The organism is Nonomuraea sp. NPDC049649 (assembly GCF_040675175.1).
Taxonomy (GTDB): domain Bacteria; phylum Actinomycetota; class Actinomycetes; order Streptosporangiales; family Streptosporangiaceae; genus Nonomuraea.
The window spans coordinates 1-12,151 of the sequence record NZ_JBFAOH010000038.1 but is presented as its reverse complement, the minus strand read 5'-3'; the positions used below and the strand labels follow the sequence as shown (position 1 = coordinate 12,151).

Here is a 12,151-nt window from a genome sequence, read left to right as displayed (position 1 = left end):
TGACCATGACCCTCTTGGGAGCGCTCCCAAGTGTTATCGAGTTATTCGGGCGCCACGCGGCGACCACCCCGGACAAGACCGCGCTGGTGGCCGGCGACGAGCGGCTGACGTACGGCGAGCTGGACGACGCCGTGAACCGGCTGGCCGCCCGGCTCGCCGCCGCCGGAGCCGGGCCCGGCACGCTCGTGGCCATCTGCGCCGCCAAGTCGCCGGCCTTCGTGGCCGCCATGCTCGCCGTCCTGCGGACCGGCGCCGCGTACCTGCCCCTCGACCCCACCCACCCACCCGCCCGCCTCGAACTCGTGCTCGCCGACTCCGGCGCGGCACTGCTGCTCACCGAGAGCGAACCGGTCACCACCGCCGTGCCGGTGATCCGGCTGGACGAGGAGCACCCCCCGGCCGCCCCCGTCCCCGCCGTCACCCCGGACCCCGCGTCCCCCGCGTACGTGATCTACACCTCGGGCTCCACCGGCCGCCCCAAGGGCGTCGTCGCCACCCACCGCGGCCTGTCCAACCTGCTGGCCGGCATGGGAGAGCTGCTCTCCACGACCGAGGACCACGTCTGGCTCTCGGTCGCCTCGCCCACCTTCGACATCTCCATCCTCGACATCTGCCTGCCGCTCATGACCGGCGCCCGGCTGATCCTCCTCGACTCCCGCGCCGCGATCCTCGGCAAGCGCGTCGCCGCCCTGATCGAGCGCGAGGGCGTGACCCACATGCAGGCCACCCCGTCCGGCTGGCGGGTCCTGCTGTACGCCGGATTCCGCGACCCCCGGCTGACCGCGATGACCGGCGGCGAGGCGCTGCCCGTCGCCCTGGCCCAGGAGCTGCGGCCCAGAGTCGGACGGCTCCTCAACCTGTACGGCCCGACCGAGGCCGCCATCTGGACCACCACGTGGGAGGTGCCCCACGACGCGGAGGCGATCTCCATCGGCGACCCGCTGCCCGGCACCACCGTCCACGTCGTGGACGACGGCCTGAACGAGGTCGCGGAGGGCGAACTGGCCATCGGCGGCGTGGGCCTCGCCACCGGATACCTCGGCCGGCCCGCCCTGACCGCCGAACGCTTCGTCCCCGACCCGTACGGGGAGCCCGGCGGCAGGCTGTACCTGACCGGCGACCTGGTGCGGCGCACGGAGGCCGGCCTGGAGTTCCTGCGCCGGATCGACACCCAGGTGAAGGTGCGCGGCCACCGCGTGGAACTCGGCGAGATCGAGGCCGCCATGGACGCCCTGCCCGGCGTGCGCCAGTCGGTGGCCGTCGTCTCCGGCGACGCCCTGGTGGCCTTCATCGTCGGCGCCTGCCCCGACCTGCGCAGCCGGCTCGCGACCACCCTGCCCGCGTACATGGTGCCGACCCGGGTGATCCCCCTGGACTCCATGCCACTGAACACGAACGGAAAGATCGATCGGCGCGCCCTTGAGGAGAAGGTGTGAGCGACACATTGGTGGTGGTCAACCACGAGGAGCAGTACTCCATCTGGACCGCGGACCGGGAGCCGCCCCCCGGCTGGCGGGCCACCGGCTTCACCGGGACCCGGGAAGAGTGCCTGGCGCACATCGAGGCCGTCTGGACCGACCTGCGTCCCCTGAGTACGCGCGGCGGAAGGTGAACCGGCATGGAAACCACCGCTGACACCCGGGCCGTCGTCGTCGGAGCGGGCCTGGCGGGCCCCCTGCTGGCCAGCATGATCGCCCGCCACGGACACCAGGTCGACATGGTCGAGGGCCGCCCCGACCCGCGCGCCGTCCGCCACGAGGGCGGCCGGTCCATCAATCTCGGCATGTCGGCGCGGGCGATCACGTCCCTGCGCGAGGTCGGCCTGTGGGAGGAGGCCCGGCGGCTGTCCGTGCCGATGCGCGGGCGCATGGTGCACAACGGCGGCGAACCCGCCTTCTACCCCTACGGCAAGGACCCGTCGGAAATCCTGCACTCGATCAGGCGGGACGCGCTGGTCCGCCTGCTGGTCGAGCACGCCGAGAAGCAGCCCGGCGTGCGGCTGCACTTCGACAACCGGTGCGTGGGCGTCGACCGGGACGCCCCCGGCGTCACCCTCGCCGACGGCACCCGGCTCGACGCGGACTTCGTGGTCGGCGCCGACGGCGCGTCCTCGCTCGTCCGGACCGAGCTGCAGCGCGGCCTGCCCGCCGACTTCAGCCGCAAGTACCTCGAATGGGGCTACAAGGAGGTGACGATCCGGGCGACGCCCGACGGAGCGCCCGCCATTCCGCTGGAGGCGCTGCACATCTGGCCGGGCGAGCGCGGGCTCGGCGTGGCTCACCCCAACGTCGACAACAGCCTGACCGTCACGCTGTTCGTGCCGCGTGAGGAGTCGCCGGAGCGGATGTCGGAGGTGTTCCCGCACCTCGCCACGCTCGTGCCCGACCTCGACGAGCAGGCCACCGCCGCGCCCATGAGCCACCTCACGACCGTACGGACCGAGCAGTGGCACTACCAGGACAAGCTCGTCATCCTCGGAGACGCCGCCCACGCCATCTACCCCTTCTACGGCCAGGGCATGAACTCCTCCTTCGAGGACTGCCTCGTCCTGGACCGCATGCTGGCCCGTCACCCGTACGACAGGCAGGCCGCCTTCTCCGCCTATGAACGCGCCCGCAAGCCGCACACCGACGTGCTGGCGGACCTGTCGGAGCTGAACTTCCTGGAGCTGCGCGACGGCATGCGCTCGCCGCTCCGCCTCGCCAAGAACCGGCTCGACCTGCTGCTGCACAAGGCTTTCCCGCGCACGTGGGTGCCGCTGTACACGCTCGTCTCGCATACCACCGTGCCGTACGGCGACGCGCTGCGGCGCGCCCGGCGCCAGGACCGGGTGGCAGCCGCGCTGGCCGCGACCACGGCCGGCCTGGGCGCCGCCGGGCTGCTCGCCGCGTTCCGGCGCCACCGGAGGAACCACCGATGATCAAGCACCCGCACGACGACGACCTCGTCCTGTTCGACCCGGACGACCTCGACCAGGACCCCGTACCCCACCCCCTGATCGGCGAGCACCGCGCGGATCTGCGGGCCGTCGTCGCCTGGGCCCGCGAGTACCTGTGCCGGCCGCATCCGGACCTCGGCCGGATCGGGCCGGTCTGCCCGTACGCGCAGTCGTCCCTGGAACGCCGGACCTTCCGGCTGGCCGTCCAGCCCGGCGGCGGCCACACGGTCGAGTCGCTGAGCACCCTGCTGGCCCCCTACCGCGACTGGTTCCTCGACCTGGCGCCCCGCGGCAGGCCCGGCTCGCAGTCCGCGACCATCCTCGTCCTGCTCCCCGGCATGCGCGACGCCCGCGAGGTGATCGACGCCGCGCAGTGCGCGCTCAAGGACGCGTACGTGGTCCACGGCCTGATGATCGGCGAGTTCCACGACGGGCCGCCCGAGAAGGCCGGGCTGTGGAACCCGGGCTTCCGCCCGCTGCGCAGCCCGGTGCCGATGCTGGTGATCCGGCACATGGTGCCCACCGACCTGCCCTTCCTCATGTCCGAGGAGACCCACCTGGCCGCGTACCGCGACCTGTTCGGCGAGCAGGTGCCCGGCCACCTGCGGAACCTGGTGACCAAGTCATGACGACCTTCCCGCTGACGCCGGCCCAGGAACGGCTCTGGTTCCTGCACCAGGCCGACCCGTCCGGCTACCAGATCGCGAGCGGCCACCGGCTGCGCGGCCCGCTCGACCCCGAACGGGTGGCCCTGGCGCTGAACCGCCTGGCCGCGCGGCACGAACCGCTGCGCACCACCATGGCCGACAACGACGGCCGCCCGGTCCAGATCGTGAGCGACGTGGCCTCCCTGCGCCTCGAAACCGCCGAGGCGCGCGACGAGGCCGAGGCGCAGGCCATCTGCGACGCGTTCGTGGCCCGGCCGTTCGCGCTGGAGGGCGGGCAGCTCGTACGGGCGCTGCTCGTCAGACTCGGCCCGGACGACCACGTGCTCGCGCTCTGCCTGCACCACGCCGTGTGCGACGGCCACTCGCTGCGGATCCTCCTCGGCGAGCTGCTCGAGATGCTCGCGGGGACGTTCGAGCCCGCCGAGCCCGTCGTCCCGTTCTCCGAGTACGTCGCCCGGCTCGGCCAGGGCAGCCCGGAGCGTGCCCGTGCCGCCCGCGAGTACTGGCGCAAGCGGCTCGCCGGGGCGCCCACCCTGCTGGGCCTGCCGACCGACCGGCCCCGCCCCGCCGTGCCCAGCGGCCGCGGCGGGCAGCACCGCCGGAAACTCCCTCCGCACCTGCGCACCGCCCTGGTCGACGGCGCCCGCAAGACCCGTACCACGGTGTTCGCCATGATGCTCGCGGCCCTGGGAGCCACCCTGGCCCGCTGCGCCGACCAGGACGACGTCGTGATCGGCAGCCCCATGGACGGCCGGACCGGGCCCGAGCTCGGGCGGACCGTCGGCATGTTCGCGAACACCGTCGCCCTGCGGCTGGCACTCGGCGACGACCCCACCGTGGCGGACGTGCGGGCGATGAGCCGGCGCACCGTCGCCGAGGCCCTCGCGTACGGCTCCACCCCCTTCGACGAGGTCGTCGAGCTCACCGGAGGGCGCCGCGACCTCAGCCACAACCCGCTCTTCCAGGTCATGCTCGCCGTCGACCACGTGGGCGAGCCGGTCCGGAGGGCCGGTGACCTGCTGGTCGAGCACTGGTCGCTGCTCGGCCCCGAGGCCCGCTTCGACCTCACGCTGTACGTGACGGTCGGCGAGGAGATCGAGCTGTACTTCGACTACGCGGCCGACCTGTACGACCCGGAGACCGTGGCCACCCTGGCCGACCACCTGATGGTCGCCCTCGAAGCCCTCACCGCCGACCCCGACCTCCGCCTCAGCCACATCCCCTTCCACACCGGCCCCGAAGCCGCCGCCCCGGCCTCCGTGTCCGGGGGCTGGGAGAGTGTGGCCGACCAGATCGTGCGTCAAGCCGGACAGACCCCGGACCAGGCCGCGGTGGTGGCCGAGGGGGAGCGGCTGACGTACGGAGACCTGGTGGCGCGGGCGCGGGAGGTGGCGGCTCGGCTGGGCCCGTTCACCGGCGACACCCGGCCGGTGGTCGGCGTCGCGCTGCCCGCGGGACCGGACGGGATCTCCGCCATCCTCGGCGTCATGCTCGCCGGCGCCGCGTACCTGCCGCTCGACCCCGCACACCCGCCCGCCCGCGTCACCGCTCTCCTGGAGCGGGCCCGGGCGGTCGCGGTCATCGCCCCGCCCGACCTGCTGGCCGGGCTGGACGCCTACCCGGGAACGAAGCTGCCGCCCCCCGCCCCGCCCGCCGGGCCGCACGGCCCGGACGTCGCGGGCGGAAACCTGCGCCCAGGGGACCCCGCGTACGTGATCTTCACGTCGGGGTCGACCGGGGAGCCCAAGGGGGTGGTGGTGCCGCACGGGGCCGTCGCGGAGTTCAACCGCTCGTTCGTCGACGCGCACGGCTTCGGCCCCGGGCAGCGGGTGCTGATGCTGCCGCCCCTCACGTTCGACGCCTCCGTGGGCGACCTGTTCCCCGTGCTCACCTCCGGCGGCACGCTGGTCATCCATCCCGAGCCGGCCCGGCTCGACGGCGCGGAACTCGTACGGTTCTGCGCCGGGCACGGGGTCACCGCCGTGGACGCGCCGGTGGCGCTGTGGCGGCGCTGGGTCACCGACCTGGCCGAGACGGGCGTCCCCGAGAGCTGGCCGGTCGAGATCATGATGGTCGGCGGCGAGGAGGTGCCGGTCGAGGACGTGCGCGCCTGGCAGCGGCTGACCCGCGGCAGGTGCGACCTGTTCAACCACTACGGCCCCACCGAGGCCACCGTCTGCGCCACCGTGCACCGCATCGGCGGCACCGACGAACTCGGCGACCTGGGCCGGGTGCCGATCGGCAGGCCGCTGCCGCACGTCCGCGCCCGCGTCCTGGACCGCTCGGGCCGCGCGGTGCCGATCGGCGGTGTGGGCGAGCTGCACCTGGGCGGGGCCGGGCTGGCCGACGGGTACGTGGGCGCGGCGGCGCTGACGGCCGCGGCCTTCGTCCCGGACCCGGACGGCCCGCCGGGGGCGCGCCTGTACCGTACGGGCGACCTGGCCCGCATCCGGCCGGGCGGCGAGGTCGAGTTCCTGGGCCGGCGCGACCGCCAGGTGAAGATCCGCGGTCACCGGATCGAACCGGCCGAGGTCGAGCACGCCGTCAGGGCCCATCCGGCCGTCACCGACAGCGCCGTCGTCGTCTCCGGCGACCGTCTCGTCGCCTACGCCGCGACTGCCGCCAAGGACCTGACCCCGGCCACGCTACGCGCCTTCCTGCGCGACCGGCTGCCCGGCTACCTGGTGCCGTCGTCGTTCGTCCTGGTCGAGTCCATCCCGCGGACCGCACACGCCAAGGTCGACCAGGAGCGGCTGCCGCCACCGCCGGGACCGGAGGGCGAGCCGCCGGCGAGCCCGGCCGAGGCGGCGGTGGCCGCGGTGTGGCAGCGGGTCCTCGGCATCCCCGACGTGCGCAGGTCGGACAACTTCTTCGACGTGGGCGGCCACTCGCTGCTCGCCGGCCGGGTGGTGGCCGAGATCAGGCGGGAGCTCGGCGCGGACCTGCCGCTGCGCGCCGTCCTGGAGACGTCCGACCTGGCCGAGCTCGCCGCCGTGGCCGAGCGCGGCGGCGTCGAACAGGAGCACCACGACCTGGAGTCGCTCGCCGTCCTGCCCGCCGACTTCACGGTGCGGACCGGGGACGCGGGGCGCCGCCGGGCGATCCTGCTGACCGGGGCCACCGGCTTCCTCGGCGCCCACCTCATCGAACAGCTGCTGGCCCGTACCGATGCCGAGATCATCTGCCTGGTCAGGGCGTCCGGCGAGCAGCAGGCCAGAGAGCGGGTGCTGGACAACCTGCGGGCCTACGGCCTCGACGCCCCGCCGGACCGGATCCGCGGCCTGCCCGGCGATCTGGGCGCGGCCCGGTTCGGCCTGGAGCGGGAGTCGTTCGCCGAGCTGGCCGCCACAGTGGAGGTGATCTGCCACAACGGCGGCCAGGTGAACTTCCACGAAAGCCTCCACCGCATGCTGCCGGTCAACGTCGGCGGCACGGTCGAGGCCCTGCGGCTGGCCGGGCTCGGCGGCGCCCGCCTGCACTTCGTCTCCACCCTCGGCGTCTTCCTGGGCCGGCCCCACCACGGCCGGGTGCTGACCGAGGCGGTCGCCCCCGACGACCCGGCCGGGCTGGAGACTGGCTACGACCAGAGCAAGTGGATCGCCGACCGGCTGGTGCGCCGCGCCCGCGACCGGGGACTGCCGGTCGTGGTGCACCGGCCCGCGCGGGTCAGCGGCCACAGCCGGACCGGGGCGGGCAACCCGGGCGACCACTTCGGCCGCATGCTGGCCACCTGCGTCCGCCTGGGCCTGGTGCCCGACCTGCCGATCGAGGAGGACCTGGCGCCCGTGGACTACGTCGCGGCGGCCATCGGCCACCTGATCGCCGACCCGGAGACGACCGGCGACTACCACTACTTCAACAGCCGGACGATCTCCTACCGGAAGATCGCCGAAGCCCTCGGCGCGGACTGCGTGCCGTGGGACACCTGGCGGGCGCGGGCCGCCGCCCTGGGCCCCGACAGCCCGATGGCGCCGTTCGCCCAGACGCTGGAGGCGGCCGACCCGCAGTTCCGGCGGCCTGTCTTCGACTGCGGCCACACCGAGCGGGTCCTCGCCCGCGCCGGGATCGTCTGCCCGCCCGCCGACGGCGACCTCATCAGGCTGTACGCCGGCCGCATGGAGGTGATCAACGCATGAGCCCGGCACGTACGGACATCTTCAGGTTCGCGCTGATCTGGACGGCGTCCCTGCTGTCGTCCGTCGGGTCCAGCCTCACCACGTTCGTGCTGGGCGTGTGGGTGTACCAGAGCACCGGGTCGCCGACGCAGTTCGCGCTGGTCGTCCTCAGCGGCATGCTGCCCGGCATCCTCATCGGCCCGTTCGCCGGAGTGGTCGTCGACCGGTTCGACCGGCGCCGGGTGATGATCCTCACCGACTCCCTGGCGGCGGTGGCGACGGTCGCCGTCGCCCTGCTCATCTGGGCGGACGCGCTCGCCGTGTGGCACGTCGCCCTGGCCGGGGCCGTCGGCGGCGCGTGCGGCGTCTTCCACCTGACCGCCTACCAGGCCATGACGCCGCTGCTCATCCCGGAACGGCATCTGGGCCGCGCCAACGGGCTCATGCACCTGGCCAGCGGCATCCAGATCGCCGCTCCCGTACTCGGCGCCACACTGCTGGCCACGGTCGGGATGATCGGCGTGGTCGGGATCGACCTGACCACCTTCGGCGTGGCGATGATGGCCCTGCTGTTCATCCGGCTGCCCGCCGCGGTGCTGCGGCCCAACGAGACCACCGACCGGTCCGCGGTCCTGGAGGACCTGGGGGCGGGGTGGCGGCACCTGCGCGCCAAGGCCGGGCTGACCGGGCTGGTGGCGGCGCTGACCGGGTTCAACTTCACCTTCGCCGTCGCCGGGGTGCTGGTGCAGCCGCTGATCCTGTCCTTCGCCGGGCCCGGCGTGCTGGGCGTGCTGATGTTCGCCGGCGGGGCGGGAATGCTCGCCGGCGGCCTGGTCATGGGCGCCTGGGGCGGGCCGAAGCGGAAGATCGTCGGGATGACGGCGTTCATGGGGCTCGGCGGGGTGTTCCTCGTGCTGCACTCCCTGACCCCCTCGCCGCTGCTGGTGGGCGCGGCCGCCTCCGCCTTCCTGTTCACGCTGCCCGTCGTGAACGGCTGCGCGCACGCCGTGCTGCAGAGCCGCGTCGAGCCCGCCATGCTGGGGCGGGTCATGGGCACCGCGCACACGCTCGGCTCGGCCGCCGTCCCCGTCGGCTACATGCTGGCGGCGCCCCTCGCGGAGCACCTGCTGAACCCGGCGCTGCAGCCCGGCGGCGCGCTGGCGGACACCGCGGGCCTGATCGTCGGCGTCGGCGAGGGCCGCGGGATCGCCCTCGTGATGCTCCTCGACGGCCTGCTCCTGCTCGGCATGGCCGCCGTCCTGGCAGCCCTGCCCGCCCTGCGCCGCCTGGACGACCAGCCCCCCGTCGTCCTGGCCCCGGTCGCCTGAGAACCGCTGGATCCCCGCCCGTTCACCGGGGCGGGCGGGGCTTCCGCACAACGCCTGAGAGGAACGCTCATGCCGGTCGATCCGCCGCCCGACGAGGCGGCCGCCTTCCGCCGGGGAGACGCCCCGGCGCCGATGCTCGACCTGATCGGCCTGATGGCCTGCCACGCCGTCAATGCCGCACGTACGCTCGGCGTGTTCGACGCGCTGGCCGCCGGGCCGCGCACCACCGGTGAGCTGGCCGCCGTGACCGGCGCCGACCCGGCCGGGCTGGAGCAACTGCTCGGCGTCCTGCGTACCACCGGGTACGTGCGGCGCGACGACGGCAGGCACGCCAACACGCCCGCCACCACGGCGTGGCTCTGCTCGGACTCGCCCACCGACTACGGACGCATCCGCGGCCTCTGGCAGACCATCATCGAGGAGCGGTGGACCGGGCTGGCCGGCGCGGTGCGCTCCGGGATCCCGGGGGGCGGCTTCTACGACTGGCTCGCCGGCCGCCCCGAGCTCTCCTCCACCTTCCACCAGATGCAGCTCGGTCTCGCCGAGTGGCTGGCGGAGGAGGTGGTGTCGCTGGTGCGGGTGCCGGAGGGCGGCAAGAGCCTGCTCGACCTGGGCGGCGGCCACGGGCTGTACGCGGGGGAGTTCTGCCGCGCCGTCCCCGGGCTGACGGGCACGATCGTCGACGCCGCCGTCACCGAGCGCACCGACGGGCCGCTGACCTGGCGGGAGGGCGACCTGCTCACCGCGGACCTGCCGGGCGACCAGGACGTGACCCTGCTCTGCAACGTGCTCCACGGGTTCGGCGCCGCCGACGCCGCCGCCCTCGTCGCCAGGGCTGCGGGCACCCTGCGGCCGGGCGGGCTGCTGGTCGTCATGGAGAGCCCGCCCGAGCCCCCGGGCGGCGCCGCCGACCTCGCCTTCGCGGCCGGGTTCTCGCTCAACCTGTGGCACACCCAGGGCGGCGCCCTGTACCCGGCCGAGACGATCACGGGGTGGCTGGAGGCGGCGGGATGCTCTCCCGGCCCGTGGCGGGGCCTCGCCCGCTCGCCGTCCCACGCCCTGGTGACGGCGACCGCGCCGTAGCCTTCCTCCCCGCCCTCCGGAGGCCCGGTCACGGTCGTGACGGTTCCGGCTCACCGGGCCGGGACCGGCGCGGCGTCCCGGCCCGCCGGCTCAGGCCTTGCTCGCCAGCCCCCAGAACCCCTGCTTGGCGCGGTGTCTCCTGGCCTCCTGCTCCACCAGGAGCACGGCACGGCGTTCGACGTCTTCGTAGTAGACGTCCGCGTCGAGTTGTTCGTCCGCGACCCGCTCAGCCATGTCGACGACATCGTCGCCGCTAGGAGACCGACTTCTCATCTGAGACCCTTTCACTTTCGGACGTTTCGTCGATGCCTTACCAGGAAGGTCTCACAGACCCTTCACGTGCGCCAGACCGGCGGCCAAAGCCCCGGCCAGAAGGCGCAGCGCTTCGAGATCGGATTCGGCGAACGCTTTCGGCTCGGATGAGACCACGACCAGAAGGCCATCCTTGAAATCCGCTTCCTTGACACCGACGGCACAGGCGATGCAACTCCGGTATCGGCGCTTTCCTATCTCGAAGATGTCCAGGAAGCTGTCTTCTGCTTCGATATCATCTACGCGCTTTCCCCGCAGCGGGTTCGAGGCGAACTGCAGCAGATCCTGATCGTGGTCGCCGTCGGCGCCGATCATCCGGCGGGGAGCGCCGGGGTCCCAGAGCGCGTCGACCAGATGGAGATATCCGTCCTGGCCGAACTCGTAGTAGGCGGCCCGCGTCAGCGACGGCTCCCTGGTGTGGCTCGCCGTCCGCCGCGCCGCGCGCAGCACCTGGTGCTTGAGGGCCTCACCCGGCGGCTTGGCCTCGTTCGCCGAGTATTTGCTGGTCAGCCGCCCGAGCGTGACGATGACCGGTAACCCGCCGCCGGAGAGCGTCCGGGCCAGCAGCGCGGCCACCTCCCGGTAGCCGCTGTGGGTGCTGCGCAGCCATGCGGAGACGCCCGTCAGCGAGGCGGAGACGATCAGCAGGGAGACGACGGCGGCGAGGGCCCCGGCCCTGGACCACCGCGGCGGCGAGCCCGAGACCCGGTGTCGCCGCGGTCAGAATGACCGTGACCGGAAGATTGAGAAGCGCCTTCTCCGCCAGACGCCTCACGGCCGGCGTGCGCTTGCCGCTCATCAATGAGAATTCCTCGCGATATCTCGGGCGGGCTCTTGCCCTGAGAGTGCATGATTCTCCCAATGCTAGCCATGATCTACTCCTGGATGATGGTACGTTCCACAATCCCCGGATATATGACCAGTGAATTGCGGCGGTGCCCCCGAATGTCACATGAAGGCGATTATCTAGATATATCCGAAAATGGGCCCTTCAGGGTTGCTCAAGGGGCACCGGAGGCTCTTCGATGGACCCGTACGCCGAAGACGACGAGGGGCCGATGAGCGACGATCTCACCACCGCGCTCCGCGAAGCCGAGCGCGACCTGCAGAGAGCACAGCTGGCGGGCGATGCCGCCGCCCTCGCCGAACTGCTCGACGACCGCCTGATCTACACGGGAGGCCCGGACGGCGCCCGCTACACCAAGCAGGACGACCTCGACATCCAGCGATCCGGCCGGCAGAAACTCACCAAGGTCGAGGAGGAGGACCTGGTCGTCCTGGCCGACGGGACCACGGGTGTCACCTGGTTCCGGGGCACCCTGGAAGGCACCTTCGACGGCGTCCCCTTCGCCGCCCGCCTGCACTTCACCCGGACCTGGATCCACGTCCCCGGCTCGGGCTGGCGGGTGATCGCCGCCCACGCGAGCCCGGTGCGGACGCCGTGAACAGGCGTCCACCGGCCCATCACGGGTGACGGGCCGGTGGACGGAGGGGGCTAGCGGTAGGTGATGTCGGAGGAGGAGTACAGGCAGTTGGTCCCGTCGGCGCCTTCGCCGATCTTGCTGGGTTCGCTGCCCTTGGGGACGCCGCGGTACTTCTCGCAGATGGTGGCGTTGCCGTAGACGGTGATGCGGCGGAAGCGGGCGGTGTCGCCCCAGTTGGTGTTGATCCCGGCCAGGACCTTGGTGGAGCGGGCGGTGATGCCGT

11 protein-coding genes are annotated in these 12,151 nt (G+C 73.1%); 8 read left to right on the top strand and 3 right to left on the bottom strand.

The window, feature by feature from the left end; all coding sequences use genetic code 11:
* The first annotated feature begins 5 nt into the window (after positions 1–5).
* From AB0J42_RS31000 to AB0J42_RS30970, 7 genes are all read left to right on the top strand, one after another.
* Positions 6–1,436: an amino acid adenylation domain-containing protein gene (locus AB0J42_RS31000; RefSeq protein WP_364300670.1), complete on the top strand. Its 1,431-nt coding sequence runs from the start codon at positions 6–8 to the stop codon at positions 1,434–1,436.
* On the top strand, positions 1,433–1,612 hold the full coding sequence (locus tag AB0J42_RS30995) for an MbtH family protein (protein ID WP_364300668.1): 180 nt from the start codon (positions 1,433–1,435) through the stop codon (positions 1,610–1,612). Before AB0J42_RS31000 ends, AB0J42_RS30995 begins: the two co-directional genes overlap by 4 nt.
* Before the next feature lie 6 nt (positions 1,613–1,618).
* A complete protein-coding gene (locus AB0J42_RS30990) occupies positions 1,619–2,920 on the top strand; it encodes an NAD(P)/FAD-dependent oxidoreductase (protein WP_364300666.1) in 1,302 nt (433 codons plus the stop codon).
* The gene (locus AB0J42_RS30985) at positions 2,917–3,567 is read left to right on the top strand and encodes a DUF6875 domain-containing protein (protein WP_364300664.1); all 651 of its coding nucleotides are present in this window, start codon (positions 2,917–2,919) and stop codon (positions 3,565–3,567) included. The genes AB0J42_RS30990 and AB0J42_RS30985 overlap by 4 nt, the downstream gene beginning before the upstream one ends.
* Positions 3,564–7,742 (top strand): amino acid adenylation domain-containing protein, encoded by a 4,179-nt coding sequence (locus AB0J42_RS30980; protein WP_364300662.1) that lies wholly within the window; start codon positions 3,564–3,566, stop codon positions 7,740–7,742. The genes AB0J42_RS30985 and AB0J42_RS30980 overlap by 4 nt, the downstream gene beginning before the upstream one ends.
* Complete coding sequence (locus AB0J42_RS30975) at positions 7,739–9,049, top strand: MFS transporter (protein WP_364300660.1); 1,311 nt, start codon at positions 7,739–7,741, stop codon at positions 9,047–9,049. Before AB0J42_RS30980 ends, AB0J42_RS30975 begins: the two co-directional genes overlap by 4 nt.
* Positions 9,050–9,118: 69 nt before the next feature.
* Positions 9,119–10,132, top strand: coding sequence for a methyltransferase (locus tag AB0J42_RS30970; RefSeq protein WP_364300658.1), 1,014 nt, complete (start codon positions 9,119–9,121; stop codon positions 10,130–10,132).
* 90 nt (positions 10,133–10,222) lie between these two features.
* Here the strand turns inward: AB0J42_RS30970 and AB0J42_RS30965 are convergent, their stop codons facing one another.
* The gene (locus AB0J42_RS30965; protein WP_364300656.1) at positions 10,223–10,366 is read right to left on the bottom strand and encodes a hypothetical protein; all 144 of its coding nucleotides are present in this window, start codon (positions 10,364–10,366) and stop codon (positions 10,223–10,225) included.
* Between the two features lie 90 nt (positions 10,367–10,456).
* Positions 10,457–11,020 carry a hypothetical protein gene (locus tag AB0J42_RS30960; protein WP_364300654.1) on the bottom strand — a complete coding sequence of 188 codons (564 nt, stop codon included), beginning with the start codon at positions 11,018–11,020 and terminating at the stop codon, positions 10,457–10,459.
* A 482-nt stretch (positions 11,021–11,502) separates the two neighbouring features.
* Here AB0J42_RS30960 and AB0J42_RS30955 point away from each other — a divergent pair, with 482 nt between their 5' ends.
* A complete protein-coding gene (locus tag AB0J42_RS30955; protein WP_364300652.1) occupies positions 11,503–11,889 on the top strand; it encodes a nuclear transport factor 2 family protein in 387 nt (128 codons plus the stop codon).
* A 50-nt stretch (positions 11,890–11,939) separates the two neighbouring features.
* Here AB0J42_RS30955 and AB0J42_RS30950 read toward each other — a convergent pair.
* The coding region (locus AB0J42_RS30950; RefSeq protein WP_364300650.1) for a pectate lyase at positions 11,940–12,151 on the bottom strand (212 nt) is incomplete at its 5' end.

Bases quoted from the DNA above. Each gene is read 5' to 3' on its own strand.
- AB0J42_RS30955 (WP_364300652.1), top strand. From the start codon at position 11,503: ATGAGCGACGATCTCACCACCGCGCTCCGCGAAGCCGAGCGCGACCTG.
- AB0J42_RS30980 (WP_364300662.1), top strand. From the start codon at position 3,564: ATGACGACCTTCCCGCTGACGCCGGCCCAGGAACGGCTCTGGTTCCTG.
- AB0J42_RS30975 (WP_364300660.1), top strand. From the start codon at position 7,739: ATGAGCCCGGCACGTACGGACATCTTCAGGTTCGCGCTGATCTGGACG.
- AB0J42_RS30985 (WP_364300664.1), top strand. From the start codon at position 2,917: ATGATCAAGCACCCGCACGACGACGACCTCGTCCTGTTCGACCCGGAC.
- AB0J42_RS31000 (WP_364300670.1), top strand. From the start codon at position 6: ATGACCCTCTTGGGAGCGCTCCCAAGTGTTATCGAGTTATTCGGGCGC.
- AB0J42_RS30970 (WP_364300658.1), top strand. From the start codon at position 9,119: ATGCCGGTCGATCCGCCGCCCGACGAGGCGGCCGCCTTCCGCCGGGGA.
- AB0J42_RS30990 (WP_364300666.1), top strand. From the start codon at position 1,619: ATGGAAACCACCGCTGACACCCGGGCCGTCGTCGTCGGAGCGGGCCTG.
- AB0J42_RS30965 (WP_364300656.1), bottom strand. From the start codon at position 10,366: ATGGCTGAGCGGGTCGCGGACGAACAACTCGACGCGGACGTCTACTAC.